Origin of the sequence: Streptomyces sp. NPDC014733 (assembly GCF_043083385.1) — a bacterium.
Taxonomy (GTDB): domain Bacteria; phylum Actinomycetota; class Actinomycetes; order Streptomycetales; family Streptomycetaceae; genus Streptomyces.
This window is the reverse complement of sequence record NZ_JBIBYO010000012.1, coordinates 146527-164497: the sequence shown is the minus strand read 5'-3', so window position 1 is coordinate 164497 and position 17971 is coordinate 146527. Positions and strand designations below refer to the sequence as shown.

The window sequence follows — 17971 nt, the reverse complement described above, 5'->3', positions numbered from 1 at the left end:
GCCGGGCCTGCCCGGAGCGGCGTCCGTCAGGGGCGGAAGCCCTCCAACAGACGGGGTGGTGCGGCCTGTTGCCAGGAGTCGGCCAGGATGTCGCGGAGTTCCGTCTCGTCGTCCAGGGCGGCGAGCCGGACGCGCACCCAGTTCGAGCCGGCCTCGTGCGGCGGGACCCAGAACTTCTCCGGCTCCGCCGCGATCAGCTCCGCGCGCTCGTGCATCGGGCAGCGGACGGCGAACGACGTCTCGTCGTCGGGAACGGTGACAAACATCTTCCCGGCGACCCGGAAGGTCGGCATCCCCCACGCCAACCGCTCCTCCGTCCCGGGGAACGAGAGCGCGATACGGCGTACGTCGTCGGAGTCGGGCGGGGGCGGGGCATCGGTCATGCCCCGAGGTTACGAGGACGGTGCGGGGGTCCGCACGACGGGAGGCCGCCGCCCGCGCGGGGGGCGTACGGGCCCCGGAATCGGTCCAGTTGTGCGCAGGTGGACCGGGCCGCGTCTGCGCGCACCGGCCTAGCGTGACGGCGAACCGAAGAATGGAGACCCCATGCACCCTCGTCTCGCCGACGACCTCGCCGACCTGCCCGCCCTGCTGGAGGCGGCGCGGGAACGTGCCGTGACCTTCCTGGACGGCGTGGCCGAGCGGCCGGTGATCCCGGCCTGGCAGCCACCGCCGGAGGTCCCGCTGCCGGAGTCCGGGGCGGGGCTGCGGGAGGCGCTGGCGGAGTTCGGCGCCGACTGGGAGCCCGGCCTGTCGGGGAGCGCGGGGCCTCGGTACCTCGGGTTCGTGACGGGCGGGGCGACGCCCGCGGCGCTGGCCGGCGACTGGCTGACCGCCACCGCCGACCAGAACTCCAACACCTCGCTGGACGGCACGGGTCAGGTGCTGGAGCGGCGGACCGTGGCCTGGCTGCGGGAGCTGTTCGGTCTGTCGGACGCGCACGCGGGGACGTTCGTGAGCGGGGCGACGATGTCGAACACCGTCGGCCTCGCCGTGGCCCGCGAATGGCTCGGCGAGCGGCGCGGCGTCTCCCCGGCGCGCAGCGGTGTGGCGGCGCTCGGCCCCGTACGGGTGCTGTCGGGGGCCGCGCACGCGAGCGTGACCAAGGGGCTGTCGGTGCTGGGGCTCGGGCACGACGCGTTGGTGGCGGTGGGCACGCTGCCGGGGCGCGAGGCCGTCGATCTCGCGGCGCTGGAGCGGGAGTTGGCGGCACACGACGGACCGTGCGTCGTCGTGGCGAACGCCGGGACCGTCAACACCGTCGACTTCGACGACCTGACGGCCATCGCCGCGCTGCGTGACCGCTACGGCTTCTGGCTGCACGTCGACGCCGCGTTCGGTGCGTTCGCCGCGCTCTCCCCCGCATCGGCGCATCTGGTGGCCGGGCTGGATCTGGCGGACTCGATCTGCGTGGACCTGCACAAGTGGCTCAATGTGCCGTACGACAGCGCGGTGCAGTTCACCCGGCGGCCGGATCTGCAGGCGGAGGTGTTCCGCAGCGCCGCGGCGTACCTGGGGCCGCTTGGCGCGCAGCCGGACCTCGTCCATCTGACGCCGGAGAACTCGCACCGGCTGCGGGCGCTCGCCGCGTGGTTCACGCTGCGGGCCTACGGGCGGGAGGGGTACCGGGAGATCGTCGAGCGGTGCGTGACCGGGGCCCGGGCCCTGGGGCGGGCGGTGGAGGCGGCGCCGGAGCTGCGGTTGCTGGCGCCGGTGCGGCTGAACGTCGTCTGCTTCACGCTGGCCGGTGAACCGACGGAGCAGTCGCTGCGCGCACTCGCGGACGCGGTCTCCACCGAGGCGTTCCTGACCCCGACGGTGTACGACGGCGTTCCCGCGCTGCGGGCGGCGTTCAGCAACTGGCGTACCGGCGAGGCGGATGTGGCCCGGATCGCGGCGGCGCTGGAGGCGGGGGCGCGGAAGGTGACGGCCCAGGAGGCGTGAGCCCCCGGCCCCCGGGCCGGTGCGAGCGCCAGGGAGGGGACGTCCGGCCGGGAGGAGGCGCCCGGCCGGACGGAGCCATGTGACGGGGCGGGGGCCTGCGGACCGGCGGACCCCCGCCCCGCGGCGTGCCATCGGGCCCGCGCCGCCCGTCCGCCGCGCCCCGCGTCGGCGCACAGCCGCGGGCGGCGGCCGGCGGCGGCCGTGGGGGGCCCGGAGCGTGATGTAGCGGGCGGCTTCCTCAGTCATGCTCCCGACCGTAACGCCGGGGTCTGACAACGGCGTTCGGCCCGGCACGGCGGCCGAACGGTGATCGGTGGGCGCCGCGAGAGGCTAGACTTGCTGGATACAAGCAACATGCCGGGTCGGCCGACGTGCGCCGACGCACTTTCGCAAGGATGCATCATGAACAAGGGGACGGTCCCCCCTGTCGACCGCACGGATCAGCGGGTCACCGCGGCCTCCGGGCTGGACGAGGCCGCCGCCGGGCTGGGGTCGGAAATCGTGCGGTTCACGCGGCTGATCGCGGCGTGGAAACAGCGCGCGAAGAACGACGCGAGCGCCGCCGACCGCGTACTGCTGGCCCGGCTGGTGATCGGCGGCGACCGACGGGCGACCGACCTGGCAGCCGATGCGTTCCTGGACCTGTCGACGGTCAGCCGTCAGGTGCGGGCGCTGGTCGACCGGGGGCTGGTCGAACGCCGCCCCGACCCGGACGACGGGCGGGTCACCCTGCTGAGCGCCACCCCGTCCGGCCGGGACACCTTCGAGCAGTACCGGCGTCAGCGCGACGCCGAACTGGCCGGGCTGCTGGAGCCATGGACGCCGCAGGACCGGGCGGACCTGATCCGGCTGCTGGGCCGCCTCAACAACGACTTGGTGGAACACCAACACGCGCGACCGTGCTCCGGGGGAGACCAGGGCAGCGCCGCGCAACAGGGAGAGCACAGCGCATGAGCACATCCACCTCCCCACCCACGGCGGGGGCCAAGGCCATACCGGGGACAGGTGTCCTCACCCACCGTCAGATATTGACCATCCTCAGCGGTCTCATGCTGGGGATGTTCCTGGCGGCGCTCGACCAGACGATCGTCAGCACGTCGATCCGGACCATCGCCGACGACCTGCACGGGCTGAGCCAGCAGGCGTGGGCGACCACCGCCTATCTGATCACCTCGACGATCTCGACTCCGCTGTACGGCAAGCTGTCCGACCTGCACGGGCGGAAGCCGTACTACCTGACGGCGATCAGCGTCTTCGTCGTCGGCTCGGTGGCCTGCACCTTCTCCACCTCGATGACCGAACTCGCGGCGTTCCGCGCGGTGCAGGGCCTGGGCGCCGGCGGCCTGATGTCGCTGGCGCTGGCCATCATCGGTGACGTCGTCCCGCCCCGTGAACGGGCCCGCTATCAGGGCTACATGCTGGGCACCTTCGCCACCTCCAGCGTGGCGGGCCCGCTGATCGGCGGTGCGCTGGCCGGCCAAGAGCAGCTGCTGGGGATCACCGGCTGGCGCTGGGTGTTCCTGGTGAACGTGCCGATCGGCATCATCGCGCTGTTCGTCGTCGCGAAGGTCCTCAACCTCCCGCACACCCGGCGCGACCACCGGATCGACTGGTGGGGTGCGGTGACCATCGCGATCGGCGTCGTCCCGCTGCTGCTCGTCGCCGAACAGGGCCGGGAGTGGGGATGGGGGTCGAACACCTCGATCGCCTGTTATGTCATCGGCGGCCTCGGCATCATCGCGTGGATCTTCGTCGAGCGGTGGATCGGGGACGACGCGCTGATCCCGATGCGGCTCTTCCGCAACAGCACGTTCAGCATGACGAGCCTGCTGTCCGTGCTGATCGGCATGGGGATGTTCGGCGGGATGCTGATGATCCCGCAGTACCTCCAGATCGTGAAGGGCGCGAGCCCCACCCGCTCGGGCCTGGAGATGCTGCCGCTGATGGCGGGCATGCTGATCGCCTCCGTCGCCTGCGGTCAGATCACCGCGAAGACCGGCCGCTACAAGATCTTCCCGATCGTCGGTACGGCGCTGATGGTCGCCGCGATGCTGCTCTTCCACTTCCGGGTCCAGTGGGACACGGCGCTGTGGGAGACCATGATCTACATGCTCGTCTTCGGCCTGGGGCTGGGCGGTTGCATGCAGACGCTGGTGCTGGCGGTGCAGAACGCCGTGCCGCCGCGGGACATGGGCGTGGCGACCGCGTCGTCGACGTTCTTCCGGCAGATGGGCGCCACCGCCGGTACCGCGATCTTCCTGTCGGTGCTGTTCAGCACCGTCGGCGACAAGATCGCGGGCGCGTTCGGCTCGGCCGTGCGCACCGAACGCTTCCAGGCGGCGCTGCACGACCCGAAGGTCCTCCAGGACCCGGCCAACAAGCCGGTCCTGGACATGCTCAAGGCGCCCGGGGGCGGCGGGAACTCCTCCGGCGTACTCAGCGACTCGTCGTTCATCCAGCACCTGGACCCGCGGCTGGCCGAGCCGTTCAAGCGTGGCTTCGCCGATTCGATGCACACGGTCTTCCTGATGGGCGCGATCGTCGTCGCGGTGGCGTTCCTGCTGGTGCTGTTCGTCAAGGAGGTGCCGCTGCGGCAGATCTCCGGTCTGCAGGCACGCGCCCAGGCCGACGCGGAGGCCGCCGGCGCCGCCGGTGTGGCCGGCGCGGGCGAGGGCGCCGCGACGGCGGCCGAGGCCACCGCCGTGGAGGCGGTGCCGGCCGCTCCCGCACCGACCGCACCCGCGGATCTGCCGGGCCCCGGTGTCACGGGCGCCGTGCACGACGGCGACGGCGCTCCGGTGGCGCAGGCCGTGGTCACGCTGATCGATGTCGGCGGGCGGCAGTTGGGCCGGACCGCCACCGGGGACGACGGCCGCTACGCGCTGGCCGCGCCGGGCGCCGGGACGTATGTGCTGATCGGCTCGGCGGGGGCCCGGCAGCCGCAGGCGGCGACGGTCGTGGTGGCGGACGGCCCGGTGCGGTTCGACATGGCACTCGGCGGCGCGGCCGGCCTCTCCGGCGCGGTCGTCGCGGATCTGGACAGCGCTCCCCTGCCGGGCGCGCTGGTCGTCGCCACGGATGTCCGCGGTGAGGTCGTGGCGTCCGGTATCGCCGGTGCGGACGGCGGCTTCGCCTTCGGGGAGCTGGCGCAGGGCGGCTACACCCTCGCGGTCAGCGCCGAGGGCCACCGCCCGGCCGCCCTCCCGGTGGAGGTCACGGCCGGCGGCCGCAACCGCTACGAGATCCGGCTGACGCCCGGCGCCCGCATCCGGGGCACGGTGCGGTCCGCGCACCACGGGCCGCTGGGCGACGCCCGGGTGACGCTGCTGGACCCGGCGGGCAACGTCGTGGGGACGGCGACGACCGGCGGTGACGGCGCGTACGTCTTCACCGACCTCGGCCAGGGCAGCTACACGGTGATCGCCAGCGGCTATCCGCCGGTCGCCACGCCGCTGCGGGTGGACACCGACGGACACACCGAGTTGGACATCGACCTCGGTCACGACACGGTCGGCTGACCGGTCGCCGACGAGGCCGCGGGCCCGGCTCCTTCTCATGAGGCCGGGCCCGCTCCTGTCCGCGGCCCGGCGCCCGGACCGTGGCGCACGGCGGCGCCCCTCCGGCACCCCCTCACGCTCCGTACCCATCCAGCGACACGCAACACTCACAAAACCCACCCAAAACGCCCACCCTTTGTGGCCAACACGTCACTCTCTGTGTAACGTCGAGGGGTGGTCTCCGAGTTCCGGATCAGGGTCGGCAGATCACCACTTGTCAGTCATCCATCGTCTGTCGCGGCCTCCCGCACGGTGCGGGAGGTCTTACGAGTTCCCGTGGAGGGCATATGAAGAGCGGCCTCGTGAAGTGGTTCAACGCGGAGAAGGGGTACGGCTTCATCCAGCAGGACGGCGGTGGTCCCGACGTCTTCGCCCATTACTCCCACATCAACGCCACCGGTTTCCGGGAGCTGCGGCAGGGCCAGGCCGTCTCCTTCGACGTCACCGAGGGCCAGAAGGGCCCGCAGGCCGAGAACATCGTGGTCACCACCGTCGACGCCTGAGAGGCCGCCCGGATCCCCCTCCAGGGCCCGTCGCCGCCCTGCTCCCCGGAGGAGTGGGGCGGCCCGCGTCGGGCGGCCGCGCCCGTGGTGTGACGGTGGCGGTGGGGGCACCACGCTACGGGCGCGATCGGCGGCAAAGATCATCTTCGGGAACGGAGACAGCGGCCCCCGCCGCCGGAGATGCTGGAGAAGTCCCGCCGGGCCCGCCGCATTCCGGCGCCACCGCCGGGGCACCCCGCGCACCGTCGACGGCGCGCTCCCCCGCTGCACGCGCCGCGCCCCGTGCCCCGTCCGGACCCGCCCGCCTCGGCACGATCACCGGTCCCGCCGATGGAAGAATGCGGTCCCACGGCCCAGGGAAAGGTGAGCAGGGTGGAATCTCCAGTTCCGAGCGTGCTGTGCGAGGTGGGCGCGCTCGCCGCGGACGCCTCGGACGGTGCCGCGGTGCGGTGGAAGCTGGCCGAGTCCGGGCGCCAGCTCGACGCCAACGTCGTCCGTCTGACGGCCGGGCAGCGCGTGGACGCGCACACCGAACCGGACCTGGACGTGCTGCTCCTCGTCCTGGCGGGGGACGGCACCCTGGAGTCCGCCGGACCGGACGAGCCGCTGGCCGCGGGCGCTCTGGTGTGGCTGCCGCACGGCTCCACGCGCGCCCTGGTGGCGGGCCCGGCGGGCCTGTCGTATCTCACCGTGCACCGCCGCCGCGCCGGTATGCAGATCGGCCGGCGTCCATCGGGCCCGGCCGCCGGCTGACGCCGTGCGCCGGGCCGTGCGGGGCCGTGGCGTCAGGGCGCGGCGGTGTGGTCGGGGTGGCCGTGAGTGCGGCGGTTCTCCTTGAGTTCTGCTTCGTTGAGGTGTTCGCGTCCCGCGACGAGTTCGGCGCGTACCCGCGCCTCGATGTCGGTGAACGGCCGGTAGTAGGTGGCGTTGTACTCCTCGATCACCTGGAACGTCCAGCGGCCCGGGAGGACGTTCCGCCCGACGATCTCGCGCTCGACGAGGTCGGCCAGTTCGAGGTGGCCGGCCGCCCGCAGCTGGTGGACGCTCTCCCCCACCGTGCGGTCGGCGCCCCCGGTGAGCTGGTGGAAGGCGTAGAGGTGGCCGCGGGCCCGTTCGACGGTCTCCAGGGCTTCCGAGAGGGTGCCCAGCGCCCGGACCGTGGCGTCGGTGACCCCCTCGGGCCTGCGGTGGGCGGCGTCCGGGCCGGGCCGGTCGGCGTCGTGCGGTGCGGAGTGACTGCTCATGCCCCTCCTGTGCCCCGGAATCCGGCCGCTGTCCGCACGGGTACGGCCACCGGAGTGAAGGCCGCCGTCCCCCTGGGGCCGCCGGGCCGCCCTGCGGTGACCGGCCGCCGGTGCCAGACTTGAGGAACTGCGCCCGGCCGCCGGCCGGTGCCCCCGTCACCGGAGGGGGAATTCATGACCTGGGCTTCCTGGACCACCGTCGGCATCCACGCACGGCCGGGCACCGTTCACACCGTGGAGGGGCGGGACCTCAACGGCGATGTGACCATCCATACGACCTGGTCGGAGAAGCAGGCCGATGTGACGGTGCAGTACACCGGTTCCGCGGACTGGTTCACGATGGTCGGCAGTCCCGTCCCCTGCTTCTCGGAGGAGGACAGCCGCAGCTTCCACCAGGCGGTGGTGGAGGCGGTACGCAGCGGCGAGGACGCGGAGCGGGAACTGCAGCGGCTCTTCGAACGGCAGCAGTAGCCTCCGCGCCGGTCCGGCCGGGCGGCCCGGCGCGCCCGAGGGGGCGGCGGTTCCCACCCGCCCCGCCCGGTTCCCGCCTCACGCGGCCCGTCCCGCCTCCGTTCCCGGCCGTCCTCGGCGTTCCGTCCCCGTGGGGCGTGCGCGGGCCCTACCGTCCCTGGGGAGCGACGACTCCGGGCCCGTCGGGCCGGTCGCGGGACGAGAGAGGGCTGCCATGGCACAGACGCGTACGGAGCACGACTTCCTTGTGGTGGGAGCCGGTTCGGCCGGGAGTGTGCTGACCCGCAGACTGCTGGACCAGGGGTACTCCGTGCAGGTGCTGGAGGCCGGTCCGCCGGACGACGACCCGCTGGTGCACAGCCCGCAGGGGTGGCCCGCGCTGCTCGGGTCCGCGCTGGACTGGGCGGCCGTGTCCGTCCCGCAACGGCACGCCAACAACCGGAGGTTGGCCTGGCCGCGCGGGAAGGTGCTCGGCGGTTCCAGCTCCCTCAACGGCATGATCTACATGCGCGGACACCGCAGCGACTACGACGGCTGGGCCGCCGACGGCTGCCCGGGGTGGGACTGGGACAGCGTGCTGCCGCTGTTCAAACGGTCCGAGGACCATGTGGACGGCGCCGGTTCCTGGCACGGCGCGGGCGGACCGCTGCCGGTCGGCCGGATCACCGAGCCGCATCCGACGGCCGCCGCGTTCGTCGAGGCGGCGACCGGTCTCGGCCACCCCGTCACCGACGACTTCAACGGCGCCCGGATGACCGGCGTCGGCTACAACCACGTCACGGTCCGCGGCGGGCTGCGGATGAGCGCCTGGCAGAGCTTTGTCACGCCCGTCCTGGGCAGCCCGGATCTGACGGTGACGACCGGTGCGCGGGTGCACCGGGTGCTGCTGGAGAAGGGCCGGGCCGTCGGCGTGGAGTACGCGGCCGACGGGCGGCTGCACCGGGCGCGCGCCACGCGGGAGGTGCTGCTCTGCGGCGGGGTGCTCGGGTCGCCGCAGACGCTGCTGCACTCCGGCATCGGCCCGGCGGACGTCCTGGGCGCGGTCGGGGTGGAGACGGTGGTGGACCTGCCGGGCGTGGGGGCCAACCTCCACGACCACCTGCTGGTGAGCAACGTCTACGAGGCCACCGGGCCGCTGCCGGCCGGTACCGCGAACCTGCTGGAGGCGCAGCTGTTCGCCTCGTCCGACACGAAGCTGCCCGGGCCCGACCTCCAGCCGCTCTTCATGCACCTGGTGTATCCGGCGGAGTCCTATCCGGTGCCCGAGCACGGCTACACCATCGCGCCGGGGCTGGTCCGGCCCCGGTCGCGCGGCACGCTGCGGCCGGCCTCCGCGGATCCCGAGGCGGCGCCGCTGATCGACCCGAACGTCCTGGACGATCCGTACGACCTGGAGGCGCTGGTCGACGCGGTGGAGCTGAGCCGGGAGATCGGCGGCCAGCGGGCCTTCGACGTGTGGCGCAAGGCGGAGGTGGCGCCGGGGCCGCGGGCGCGTACCCGGGACGACCTGCGGGCCTATGTGCGGCGGGCGGTGGGGACGTACCACCACCAGGTGGGCACCTGCCGGATGGGGCAGGGCGCGGTGGCGGTGGTCGATCCGTCGCTGCGGGTGTACGGCGTGGAGGGGCTGCGGGTGGCGGACGCGTCGGTGATGCCGTCGGTGCCGTCCGGGAACACCAACGCCCCGACGATCATGGTCGGCGAGAAGGCGGCGGAGATGATCCTCGCGGACGCGGGCTGAGGCGGCGGTCCGGGGCCGCGCGGTCCGGTCCGCCGGGCGTGGGCGGTGCCGGGCCCGCCGGGGAGGTGCGGGTCCGGTGCGTCGCGGCGGGCCGGACCGGCCCGTACGGCGCTCCGGTGCGCCCGCCCGGCACCGTGGCGGCACGGTGACGGGCGGGCGGGGCTCAGCCCGCGTGGTCCCGGAGATCCTTGATGCGGCGGATCTTGCCGACCGAGCGTTCCAGGGTCTCCGGGTCGACGATCGTCACCTCGACCGTGACGCCCACCCCGTCCTTGACGCCCTTGGCGATCCGCGCGGCGGCCGCGGCGCGCGCCTCGGGGGCGGTGTCCGGCCGGGCCTCGACGAGGACGGCCATGTGGTCCATCCGGCCGCGGCGGCTCAGCCGTATCTGGAAGTGCGGGGCGACGCCCGGGGCGGCGAGGACGATCTCCTCGATCTGGCTGGGGAAGACGTTGACCCCACGCAGGATGATCATGTCGTCGCAGCGGCCGGTGATCTTCTCGATGCGGCGGAACGCCGGGCGGGCGGTGCCGGGCAGCAGGCGGGTCAGGTCGTGGGTGCGGTAGCGGATGACCGGCAGCGCCTCCTTGGTCAGGGAGGTGAAGGTCAGCTCGCCGTCGCCGCCGTCGGGCACCGGGTCGCCGGTGACCGGGTCGACGATCTCGGGGTAGAAGTGGTCCTCCCAGACGTGCAGGCCGTCCTTGGTGTCGACGCACTCCTGGGCGATGCCGGGGCCGCAGACCTCGGAGAGGCCGTAGATGTCGACGGCGTGGAGGTCCATCCGTTCCTCGATCTCGCGCCGCATCCCCTCCGTCCACGGCTCGGCGCCGAAGACGCCGATCCGCAGCGAGGTGGTGCGCGGATCGATGCCCTGCCGCTCGAACTCGTCGAGGAGGGTGAGCAGGTAGGACGGCGTGACCATGATGATCTCGGGGCGGAAGTCCTGGATGATCTGCACCTGGCGGGCGGTCATCCCGCCGGACGCCGGGATGACGGTACAGCCGGCCCGCTCGGCGCCGTAGTGGGCGCCGAGGCCGCCGGTGAACAGGCCGTATCCGTAGGAGATGTGCACCTTGTCGCCGGGGCGGGCCCCCGCGGCGCGCAGCGAGCGGGCGACGACATCGGCCCACATGGAGAGGTCGTTGTCGGTGTAGCCCACCACGGTGGGGCGGCCGGTGGTGCCGCTGGAGGCGTGGACCCGGCGTACCCGGTCCATCGGGACGGCGAACATCCCGAAGGGGTAGGTGTCCCGCAGGTCCGCCTTGGTGGTGAAGGGGAAGCGGGTCAGGTCCTCCAGGGTGCGGCAGTCCTCGGGACGGACCCCGGCGCGGTCGAACTTGGTGCGGTACAGCTCGACGTTGTCGTACGCATGGCGCAGCGTCGCGCGCAGCCGTCGGAGCTGGACGGCGCGCAGCTCCTCGCGGGTCATCCGCTCACCGTCGTCCAGCAGGGCGTCCGGCAGGGGCTCCCCGAGACGGGGGCCGTCGCCGGCCCGGCCCGTCGGTTCGCTGCTCATCGCGGCTCCTTCGTCGTCGTTCTGCGGATGCTGCGGCTGCGGCCGCGGAATTCCGCGATCACCTCGTCGGCACGGCGGATGGTCACGTCGTAGAGGCCGCTGCGCCCGAAGCGGGTGCGTTCGACCGCGGTCGCGTGCAGGACGTCGCCTTCGTGCGCGGGGGCGATGAAGTCGATGTCGGCGGCGGCCGCGACGGTGACCGGGCCGTGGCTGTTGCAGGCGCAGGCGAACGCGGTGTCGGCGAGCAGGAAGAGGCAGCCTCCGTGTGCGGTGCCGTGGCCGTTGACCATCGTCGCGGTCACCGTCATCCGCAGCAGGGCGTGTCCTTCGCCGTGCGTCAGCAACTCGATCCCCATGGCGCGGGACGCCTGGTCCGCGGCGAGCATGCGCTCGACCGGGCCGGGGGTGGCATCAGCGGTCTGCCTCACCTGTCCACAGCTCCTCTCCGCATCTTGTGCACCGACCGAACATTCGGTTAGCGTGCGGCCCAGTCAAGTAATCAAGCATCAGCACTGCCTGTCAAGAGGTGGAACGCATGCCCCAGTACGCCCCGGGAAGCCCCGGCTCCCCCGCCCGCCGCAGGCCGCCGCAGGGGCCGGCCGTGACCGCCGCGCCCCGCGTGCCGGGGGCGGCGCGCCTCCCGGGCGGCGCCCGCTGCGCTAAGGAGGCCGGCCGTGGCTGACGAGGTCTATCTCATCGACGGCGCCCGCACCCCGCAGGGCCGCTTCGGCGGCGCACTGGCCTCCGTGCGGCCGGACGATCTCGCGGCCCTGGTGGTCGGCGAGGCGGTGCGGCGCGCGGGGATACCGGGCGAGGCGGTGGACGAGGTGATCCTCGGCGCCGCCAATCAGGCGGGCGAGGACAACCGCAATGTGGCGCGGATGGCCGTGCTGCTGGCCGGTCTGCCGGACACGGTGCCGGGCCATACGGTCAACCGGCTGTGCGCCTCGGGGCTGACCGCGGTCGCCTCCGCCGCCCAGGCGGTGCGGGCGGGCGAGGCCGACCTGGTCGTGGCGGGCGGCGTGGAGTCGATGACCCGCGCCCCTTGGGTCATGGAGAAGCCGGGCACGCCGTGGGCGAAGCCCGGCGAGATCCGGGACACCTCCCTGGGCTGGCGGTTCACCAACCCGCGCTTCGCGGCGGCCGATCGCGCGGTGGCCGCGGACGCGGGGCCCGAGGAGGTGCGGGTGACGCTGTCGATGGGCGAGACGGCGGAGGAGGTCGCGGCGCTCGACGCCGTCGGCCGCGCCGCGTCCGACGCGTTCGCCCTGCGCAGCCACCGGCGGGCCGTCGCCGCCCAGGAGGCGGGCCGCTTCGACCGGGAGATCGTGCCGGTGGAGACGGCGGACGGCGTGGTGACGCGGGACGAGGGGCCGCGTCCGTCGACGACGGCGGAGAAGCTCGCGGCGCTGCGTCCGCTCTTCCGCGCCGGGGGTGTGGTGACGGCGGGGTCCGCCTCGCCGCTCTCGGACGGCGCGGCCGCGCTGGTGGTGGCGGGCGCCGCCGCCGTCGAGCGGTACGGACTGACGCCGCGCGCCCGGATCGTCACCTCGGCGGCGGCCGGGGTGGCGCCGCAGCTGATGGGGCTCGGCCCGGTGCCCGCCACCGAGAAGGCGCTGGCCCGGGCCGGCTGGCGGACGGCACAGCTGGACGCGGTCGAGCTGAACGAGGCGTTCGCCGCGCAGGCGCTGGCGGTGATCCGGCGGCTGGAGCTGGACGAGGCGCGGGTCAACGCGGACGGCGGGGCGCTGGCGCTGGGGCATCCGCTGGGGTGCTCGGGCGCCCGGATCCTGCTGACGCTGCTGGGGCGGCTGGAGCGGGAGGACGCCCGGCGCGGACTCGCCACGCTGTGCGTGGGCGTGGGCCAGGGCGTGGCGATGCTCGTGGAGCGGGTGTGAGCGGCGTACGGACAGGCCCCGGGGAGGGCCGGGCGGCACAGGGCGCGGAGCAGAGGAGACGAGTATGACCAGCACATCTGCCGAGGCATCGGCGCCGGACGTCGTCGGGGTGATCGGCGGCGGCCGGATGGGCGCGGGGATCGCGCAGTCGTTCGCGGCCGTCGGGGCATCGGTGACGGTCGTGGAGAGCGGCGAACGGTCGGCGGCCGCCGCCGTGGAGCGGGTCGCCACGGGGCTGCGGCGCGCCGCCGAGCGCGGCAAGCTCGCGGAGCCGGTCGAGGAGGTGCTCGGCCGGGTGGCCACCGTGGAGTCGGTCGGGGCGCTGCCGCCGGAGGTCGCGCTGGTCGTCGAGGCGGTGCCGGAGGACGCGCGGCTGAAGGCCGAGGTGCTGGCCGCCGCGGAGCGGGCGGTCGGCGCGGGGACGGTGCTGGCCACCAACACCTCCTCCCTGCCGGTCACCGAGCTGGCGGCGGCGCTCGACCGTCCCGGCCGCTTCCTGGGCATGCACTTCTTCAACCCCGTACCGGCCTCCGCGCTGGTGGAGATCGTCGTCGGCCCGGCCACCGAGGACGCGACGGTCGAGCGGGCGCTGGGCTGGACGCGGGCGCTGGGCAAGAAGGACGTCGTGGTCAAGGACTCCCCCGGGTTCGCCAGCAGCCGCCTGGGGGTGGCGCTGGGCCTGGAGGCGATCCGGATGGTGGAGGAGGGCGTGGCCGCCCCGGAGGCCATCGACGACGCGATGACGCTCGGCTACCGCCACCCGATGGGGCCGCTGCGCCTGACGGACCTGGTCGGGCTGGATGTCCGGCTGGCCATCGCCGAGCATCTGCACGCCACGCTCGGCGACCGTTTCGCCCCGCCGGAACTGCTGCGCGCCAAGGTGGCGCGGGGCGAGCTGGGGCGGAAGTCGGGCCAGGGGTTCTACAGCTGGGAGTGAGGGGCGGCCCGCGGGCACCGGGGCCGCACGGCCCGTACGGCCGGCGTCGCCCCGGGGAGGCCGGCCATCCGGCTCGTCCGGCACGGACGCCCGACGGCGAGCCCGGCGTCCACCGTCCCCGAAAGGGGCTTGCCCGTGCCGGGGAAACTCGTCAGAATATGAACCGAACGAATGGTCGGTAGGGAAGTTGGTAGCGATGACCACGACAGACTCCGCCCCGTCGGCCACCGGCGGCGCCGAGCAGGAGCTGCAGGAGCGGTTCGACACCGCGATCGCCAAGGACCGGCGCATCGAGCCGCGCGACTGGATGCCCGACGGTTACCGCAAGACCCTGGTCCGGCAGATCGCGCAGCACGCGCACTCCGAGATCATCGGGATGCAGCCCGAAGGCGCATGGATCACCCGGGCACCGTCGCTGCGCCGCAAGGCGATCCTCTTCGCCAAGGTCCAGGACGAGGCGGGGCACGGCCTGTATCTCTACTCCGCCGCCGAGACGCTGGGCGCCGAGCGCACCGAGCTGACCGAGCGGCTGATCGCGGGCCGTCAGAAGTACTCCTCGATCTTCAACTACCCCACGCCGACCTTCGCCGACGTCGGCGTCATCGGCTGGTTCGTGGACGGCGCCGCGATCTGCAACCAGGTGCCGCTGTGCCGCAGCTCGTACGGCCCCTACGCCCGCGCGATGGTGCGGATCTGCAAGGAGGAGTCGTTCCACCAGCGGCAGGGCTACGAGCTGCTGATGACGATGATGCGCGGCACCGAGGAGCAGCGGCGGATGGTGCAGGACGCCGTGGACCGCTGGTGGTGGCCGTCGCTGATGATGTTCGGCCCGCCCGACGGCGACTCCCCCAACTCCGCGGCGTCGATGGCCTGGAAGATCAAGCGGCACACCAACGACGAGCTGCGCAGCCGGTTCGTCGACATGACCGTCCCGCAGGCGGAGCGGCTCGGCGTGACCCTGCCCGACCCCGAACTGCGCTGGAATCCCGAGCGCGGACGCCATGACTTCGGCACCCCCGACTGGTCCGAACTCCAGCGCGTCATCAAGGGCGACGGCCCCTGCAACGCCGAGCGGATGACGCGCCGCCGGACGGCACACGAGGACGGCGCCTGGGTGCGCGAGGCGGCCACCGCCCACGCGGCCAAACAGGCGGCCCGCGGCCCGCGCGGGTCCCACACCGAGGAAGGAACGGCGGCATGAGCGACACCGACCACCCGAAGGCCGGCTGGCCGCTGTACGAGGTGTTCATCCGCGGCAAGCGCGGTCTCAACCACGTCCACGTCGGCTCGCTGCACGCCGCCGACGACCGGATGGCCCTCACCCACGCCCGCGATCTGTACACCCGGCGCAACGAGGGGGTCAGCATCTGGGTGGTCCTCTCGTCCCACATAGCGGCCTCCACCCGCGACGAGAAGGACCCGTTCTTCGCGCCCAGCGCCGACAAGATCTACCGCCATCCCACCTTCTACGACATACCCGATGACGTCCCGCACATCTGAGGCCGGAGAGGAGCTGGACATGGCCGACACCGAGGACGACCACATCTACCTTTCCCTGGCCGAGGAGCACGGCGACGGCGACGCCCGCTGGGCGTTCGGCACCGGCTTCGAGGATCCGCTGCACGGCGTGGAGACGGCCGTGCCCGCCGCGGTGGACGCGGCGCGGCTCGCCGCCGACTGCGCGGCGCTCGCCGACGACGCGCTGGTCGGCGCGCAGCGGCTGGCCGAGTGGTGCACCCGCGCCCCGGAGCTGGAGGAGGAGGTGGCGCTCGCCAACATCGGCCTCGACCTGCTGGGCCAGGCCCGGCTGCTGTACACCCGCGCAGGGCAGGTCGACGGCTCCGGCCGGGACGAGGACGCCTTCGCCTACTTCCGCGGCCCCGGTGCCTTCCGCAGCCTGCGGCCGGCCGAACTCCCCAACGGCGACTTCGCGTTCTCCGTCGTACGGCTGCTGTGGCTGTCGAGCTGGCGGCTCGCGCTCTTCACCCGGCTCGCCCACGGTGCGCCGGACCCGGTGGTGGCCGCCGTCGCCGGCAAGGGCGTCAAGGAGCTGACATACCACCGTCAGTACGCCGCGGACTGGGCGGTGCGGCTGGGTGACGGCACCGACGAGTCGCACCGCCGGATGCGCGCGGCGCTCGCCGCGATCGCCCCGTACACCGGCGAGTTGTTCACCGGCGCCCCGGTGTGCGGGGTGGCCCCGGCGGACCTGCGGGACGAGGTGACCGGGGTGCTGCGGCAGGTCTGTGACGCGGCGGGGCTGGAGCTTCCGGACGCGGAGCCGCTGCCCGGCAGCGGCCGCGACGGAGACCATACCGACCATCTGGCGCCACTGCTGGAGGAGTTGCAGAGCGTGGCGCGGGCCCATCCGGAGGGGGTGTGGTGACCATGGCGACCGTCACCGGTCTCGACGATGCGCTGGCCCGGCGTGTCGCGGCGGAGGTGCCCGACCCGGAGCTGCCGATGCTGACCCTCGCCGATCTCGGGGTGCTGCGGAGCGTGGAGGTCGCCGCGGACGGCGCGGTCACGGCCACGCTCACGCCGACGTACTCGGGGTGCCCGGCGATGGCGGAGATGCGCGCCGCGGTCGCGGCGCGGCTGAGGGCCGCCGGGTTCCCGCAGGTCACGATCCGTACGGCCCTGGAGCCGGCGTGGACCACCGACTGGATCACCGCCGAGGGCCGCCGCAAGCTCGCCGAGCACGGCATCGCCCCGCCCGGGCCCGCGCCGCGGCGCACCTCGGGCCCGGTTCCGCTGGAGCTGTCCGGGGTGCGGCGCGCGGTGCGGTGCCCGCACTGCGGGTCGGCGGAGACCCGGGAGACTTCCCGCTTCGGCGCGACCTCCTGCAAGTCCCTGTGGCGGTGCGGGAGTTGCCGCGAGCCTTTCGAGTACGTCAAGGAGATCTGATGGCCCCGACCTCGTCCGAGCTGACCGAGGCGACGCCGCCGGAGGCGTCCGCGGCCGAGCGGTCCGGCGCGCGCCCGCGACGGCGGCGTCCCGTGTTCCACCGGTTGCGTGTCGCGGAGGTCGAGCCGCTGTGCGACGACGCCGCGGCGATCAGCTTCGAGGTGCCCGAGGAGCTGGCCGCGGAGTTCGCGTTCCGTCCCGGTCAGTCGCTGACGCTGCGCCGGGAGGTCGAGGGGCGCGACGAGCGGCGCTCGTACTCGATCTGCGCGCCGGTGGGCTCCCGTCCGCGGATCGGGGTGCGGGTGGTGCCCGGCGGGCTGTTCTCCTCGTGGCTGGTGCACGAGGTCCGGCCCGGGGACACCGTCGAGGTGATGGCGCCGACGGGCGCGTTCACCCCGGATCTGTCGCACCCCGGCCACCATGTGCTGATCGCGGCGGGCTCCGGCATCACCCCGATGGTCTCGATCGCGGAGTCGGTGCTCGCCGCCGACGACCGCTCGCAGGTCACCCTCTTCTACGGCAACCGCCGGACGGGTTCGGTGATGTTCGCCGACGAGCTGGCCGATCTGAAGGATCTGCATCCGGCGCGGTTCCAGCTGGGCCATGTGCTCTCCCGGGAGCCCCGCGAGGCGGAGCTGCTGTCGGGCCGGCTGGACGCGGAGCGGCTGGCCGCGCTGATCGACGGGCTGGTGGACGTCCCGTCGGCCGACCACTGGTGGCTGTGCGGTCCGCACGGCATGGTCCGGGACGCCCAGCGGGTGCTGGCGGAGCTCGGGGTGCCCGGGGAGCGGGTCCACCAGGAGCTGTTCTTCGCCGACGACGAGCCGGTCCGGGCGGTGCGCCACGAGGAGGCGCCCGCCGAGGGGCCGGTCAGCCGGGTCACGCTGGTCCTGGACGGCCGCTCCACCACCGCTGCGCTCCCCCGCGACACCACGCTCCTGGACGGCGCCGCGCGGGTCCGCCCGGACACCCCGTTCGCCTGCAAGGGCGGGGTCTGCGGCACCTGCCGGGCGCTGGTCACCGAGGGCACGGCGGACATGCGGCGCAACTACGCGCTGGAGGAGGCCGAGGTGTCCGCCGGGTACGTCCTGACCTGCCAGAGCTTCCCGGTGTCCGAGGAGCTGACGGTCGACTTCGACAGCTGAGACCGGACAGGGGCAGCGGGCGGCAGGCCCGCGGGCGGGCCCGACGGGCCGGGAGGCAGCGGGCCACCTGTCCGCCCCCGGCCCGTCCCGCCGCCGCTTCGGGCACCG

At 73.8% G+C, this 17971-nt stretch carries 18 protein-coding genes; 14 read left to right on the top strand and 4 right to left on the bottom strand.

What is annotated here, in order from left to right:
- Positions 1-26: 26 nt before the first annotated feature.
- Entirely contained in the window at positions 27-383 is a 357-nt protein-coding gene (locus ACF1BH_RS24505; RefSeq protein ID WP_391645597.1) for an MmcQ/YjbR family DNA-binding protein, read from the bottom strand.
- A 163-nt stretch (positions 384-546) separates the two neighbouring features.
- Between ACF1BH_RS24505 and ACF1BH_RS24500 the strand changes: the two genes are divergently transcribed.
- From ACF1BH_RS24500 to ACF1BH_RS24480, 5 genes are all read left to right on the top strand, one after another.
- Positions 547-1944, top strand: a complete 1398-nt coding sequence (locus ACF1BH_RS24500; protein ID WP_391645595.1) for a pyridoxal phosphate-dependent decarboxylase family protein — start codon at positions 547-549, stop codon at positions 1942-1944.
- A gap of 402 nt (positions 1945-2346) precedes the next feature.
- A complete protein-coding gene (locus ACF1BH_RS24495) occupies positions 2347-2898 on the top strand; it encodes a MarR family winged helix-turn-helix transcriptional regulator (RefSeq protein ID WP_391645593.1) in 552 nt (183 codons plus the stop codon).
- The gene (locus ACF1BH_RS24490) at positions 2895-5462 is read left to right on the top strand and encodes an MFS transporter (protein ID WP_391645591.1); all 2568 of its coding nucleotides are present in this window, start codon (positions 2895-2897) and stop codon (positions 5460-5462) included. The genes ACF1BH_RS24495 and ACF1BH_RS24490 overlap by 4 nt, the downstream gene beginning before the upstream one ends.
- A gap of 326 nt (positions 5463-5788) precedes the next feature.
- Positions 5789-6004 (top strand): cold-shock protein, encoded by a 216-nt coding sequence (locus ACF1BH_RS24485; protein WP_391645589.1) that lies wholly within the window; start codon positions 5789-5791, stop codon positions 6002-6004.
- A 330-nt stretch (positions 6005-6334) separates the two neighbouring features.
- Positions 6335-6757 (top strand): hypothetical protein, encoded by a 423-nt coding sequence (locus tag ACF1BH_RS24480; protein ID WP_391645587.1) that lies wholly within the window; start codon positions 6335-6337, stop codon positions 6755-6757.
- Positions 6758-6789: 32 nt separating this feature from the next.
- Here the strand turns inward: ACF1BH_RS24480 and ACF1BH_RS24475 are convergent, their stop codons facing one another.
- On the bottom strand, positions 6790-7248 hold the full coding sequence (locus ACF1BH_RS24475) for a hypothetical protein (RefSeq protein WP_391645585.1): 459 nt from the start codon (positions 7246-7248) through the stop codon (positions 6790-6792).
- 174 nt (positions 7249-7422) lie between these two features.
- On the opposite strand from ACF1BH_RS24475, the gene ACF1BH_RS24470 reads away from it, so the two are divergent.
- Together ACF1BH_RS24470 and ACF1BH_RS24465 are read left to right on the top strand one after the other, a co-directional pair.
- Positions 7423-7719 (top strand): hypothetical protein, encoded by a 297-nt coding sequence (locus ACF1BH_RS24470; RefSeq protein ID WP_391645583.1) that lies wholly within the window; start codon positions 7423-7425, stop codon positions 7717-7719.
- Between the two features lie 214 nt (positions 7720-7933).
- On the top strand, positions 7934-9460 hold the full coding sequence (locus ACF1BH_RS24465; protein ID WP_391645581.1) for a GMC family oxidoreductase: 1527 nt from the start codon (positions 7934-7936) through the stop codon (positions 9458-9460).
- A gap of 163 nt (positions 9461-9623) precedes the next feature.
- Here the strand turns inward: ACF1BH_RS24465 and paaK are convergent, their stop codons facing one another.
- Complete coding sequence (gene paaK, locus ACF1BH_RS24460; RefSeq protein WP_391645579.1) at positions 9624-10976, bottom strand: phenylacetate--CoA ligase PaaK; 1353 nt, start codon at positions 10974-10976, stop codon at positions 9624-9626.
- Positions 10973-11362 carry a hydroxyphenylacetyl-CoA thioesterase PaaI gene (gene paaI / locus ACF1BH_RS24455; protein ID WP_391645716.1) on the bottom strand — a complete coding sequence of 130 codons (390 nt, stop codon included), beginning with the start codon at positions 11360-11362 and terminating at the stop codon, positions 10973-10975. Before paaI ends, paaK begins: the two co-directional genes overlap by 4 nt.
- A gap of 288 nt (positions 11363-11650) precedes the next feature.
- Here paaI and ACF1BH_RS24450 point away from each other — a divergent pair, with 288 nt between their 5' ends.
- From ACF1BH_RS24450 to paaE, 7 genes are all read left to right on the top strand, one after another.
- Positions 11651-12874: a thiolase family protein gene (locus tag ACF1BH_RS24450; protein WP_391645577.1), complete on the top strand. Its 1224-nt coding sequence runs from the start codon at positions 11651-11653 to the stop codon at positions 12872-12874.
- A gap of 64 nt (positions 12875-12938) precedes the next feature.
- Entirely contained in the window at positions 12939-13811 is an 873-nt protein-coding gene (locus ACF1BH_RS24445) for a 3-hydroxyacyl-CoA dehydrogenase family protein (RefSeq protein WP_391645575.1), read from the top strand.
- A 196-nt stretch (positions 13812-14007) separates the two neighbouring features.
- Positions 14008-15012: a 1,2-phenylacetyl-CoA epoxidase subunit PaaA gene (paaA, locus tag ACF1BH_RS24440; protein ID WP_391645573.1), complete on the top strand. Its 1005-nt coding sequence runs from the start codon at positions 14008-14010 to the stop codon at positions 15010-15012.
- The gene (gene paaB / locus ACF1BH_RS24435) at positions 15009-15311 is read left to right on the top strand and encodes a 1,2-phenylacetyl-CoA epoxidase subunit PaaB (RefSeq protein WP_391645571.1); all 303 of its coding nucleotides are present in this window, start codon (positions 15009-15011) and stop codon (positions 15309-15311) included. The genes paaA and paaB overlap by 4 nt, the downstream gene beginning before the upstream one ends.
- Before the next feature lie 19 nt (positions 15312-15330).
- A complete protein-coding gene (gene paaC / locus ACF1BH_RS24430; protein WP_391645569.1) occupies positions 15331-16197 on the top strand; it encodes a 1,2-phenylacetyl-CoA epoxidase subunit PaaC in 867 nt (288 codons plus the stop codon).
- Positions 16198-16199: 2 nt separating this feature from the next.
- A complete protein-coding gene (gene paaD, locus ACF1BH_RS24425; protein ID WP_391645714.1) occupies positions 16200-16718 on the top strand; it encodes a 1,2-phenylacetyl-CoA epoxidase subunit PaaD in 519 nt (172 codons plus the stop codon).
- Complete coding sequence (gene paaE / locus ACF1BH_RS24420) at positions 16718-17863, top strand: 1,2-phenylacetyl-CoA epoxidase subunit PaaE (protein ID WP_391645566.1); 1146 nt, start codon at positions 16718-16720, stop codon at positions 17861-17863. Before paaD ends, paaE begins: the two co-directional genes overlap by 1 nt.
- Positions 17864-17971 lie beyond the last annotated feature (108 nt).

Bases quoted from the DNA above. Each gene is read 5' to 3' on its own strand.
- paaA (WP_391645573.1), top strand. From the start codon at position 14,008: ATGACCACGACAGACTCCGCCCCGTCGGCCACCGGCGGCGCCGAGCAG.
- paaB (WP_391645571.1), top strand. From the start codon at position 15,009: ATGAGCGACACCGACCACCCGAAGGCCGGCTGGCCGCTGTACGAGGTG.
- paaC (WP_391645569.1), top strand. From the start codon at position 15,331: ATGGCCGACACCGAGGACGACCACATCTACCTTTCCCTGGCCGAGGAG.
- ACF1BH_RS24475 (WP_391645585.1), bottom strand. From the start codon at position 7,248: ATGAGCAGTCACTCCGCACCGCACGACGCCGACCGGCCCGGCCCGGAC.
- paaE (WP_391645566.1), top strand. From the start codon at position 16,718: ATGGCCCCGACCTCGTCCGAGCTGACCGAGGCGACGCCGCCGGAGGCG.
- ACF1BH_RS24480 (WP_391645587.1), top strand. From the start codon at position 6,335: ATGGAAGAATGCGGTCCCACGGCCCAGGGAAAGGTGAGCAGGGTGGAA.
- ACF1BH_RS24505 (WP_391645597.1), bottom strand. From the start codon at position 383: ATGACCGATGCCCCGCCCCCGCCCGACTCCGACGACGTACGCCGTATC.
- paaD (WP_391645714.1), top strand. From the start codon at position 16,200: ATGGCGACCGTCACCGGTCTCGACGATGCGCTGGCCCGGCGTGTCGCG.
- ACF1BH_RS24500 (WP_391645595.1), top strand. From the start codon at position 547: ATGCACCCTCGTCTCGCCGACGACCTCGCCGACCTGCCCGCCCTGCTG.
- ACF1BH_RS24485 (WP_391645589.1), top strand. From the start codon at position 5,789: ATGAAGAGCGGCCTCGTGAAGTGGTTCAACGCGGAGAAGGGGTACGGC.
- paaK (WP_391645579.1), bottom strand. From the start codon at position 10,976: ATGAGCAGCGAACCGACGGGCCGGGCCGGCGACGGCCCCCGTCTCGGG.
- ACF1BH_RS24465 (WP_391645581.1), top strand. From the start codon at position 7,934: ATGGCACAGACGCGTACGGAGCACGACTTCCTTGTGGTGGGAGCCGGT.
- ACF1BH_RS24445 (WP_391645575.1), top strand. From the start codon at position 12,939: ATGACCAGCACATCTGCCGAGGCATCGGCGCCGGACGTCGTCGGGGTG.
- ACF1BH_RS24490 (WP_391645591.1), top strand. From the start codon at position 2,895: ATGAGCACATCCACCTCCCCACCCACGGCGGGGGCCAAGGCCATACCG.
- paaI (WP_391645716.1), bottom strand. From the start codon at position 11,362: ATGCTCGCCGCGGACCAGGCGTCCCGCGCCATGGGGATCGAGTTGCTG.
- ACF1BH_RS24495 (WP_391645593.1), top strand. From the start codon at position 2,347: ATGAACAAGGGGACGGTCCCCCCTGTCGACCGCACGGATCAGCGGGTC.
- ACF1BH_RS24470 (WP_391645583.1), top strand. From the start codon at position 7,423: ATGACCTGGGCTTCCTGGACCACCGTCGGCATCCACGCACGGCCGGGC.